This window comes from Agrobacterium sp. ST15.13.013, from assembly GCF_027956525.1.
In the GTDB taxonomy this organism is placed as follows: Bacteria; Pseudomonadota; Alphaproteobacteria; order Rhizobiales; family Rhizobiaceae; genus Agrobacterium; species Agrobacterium salinitolerans.
Window position 1 is genome coordinate 1 of record NZ_JAQKGP010000126.1, and the last position, 374, is coordinate 374.

Here is a 374-nt window from a genome sequence, read left to right on the forward strand (position 1 = left end):
GACAGTCTCAGTCATCTGCTGGCGCTGCTGGCGCCGCGTTGCGAAGTGAACCTGCACTGTCGCTTCGGCGGCCGCTGGCAGGCCGGGCACCAGCAAATGCGCAGCGGCGTGGTGCCCTGGCACGTGGTGCTGCGCGGCGAGGGGCGGCTCAATGTCGGCGGCCAGACTCATCACCTGCGCGCGGGAGATGTCGTCCTCCTGCCGCACGGTTCGCCGCATCTGATGGAGAGCCTGGTGGAGTGGGGCCAGGTGCTGCCGGTGGCGCACCGGTTTAACGGCACGGTGACGGAAATGCGCGCCGGCCCGGCGGAGGGGGCGCTGGAGATGCTGTGCGGCGAATTCTATTTTGGTCCGCACGTCAGCTGGCTGTTCAG

1 protein-coding gene is annotated in these 374 nt (G+C 68.4%); it reads left to right on the plus strand.

What is annotated here, in order from left to right; genetic code table 11:
- On the plus strand, positions 1-374 hold a 374-nt coding region (locus PL597_RS26195), incomplete at both ends, for a cupin domain-containing protein (RefSeq protein WP_271366679.1).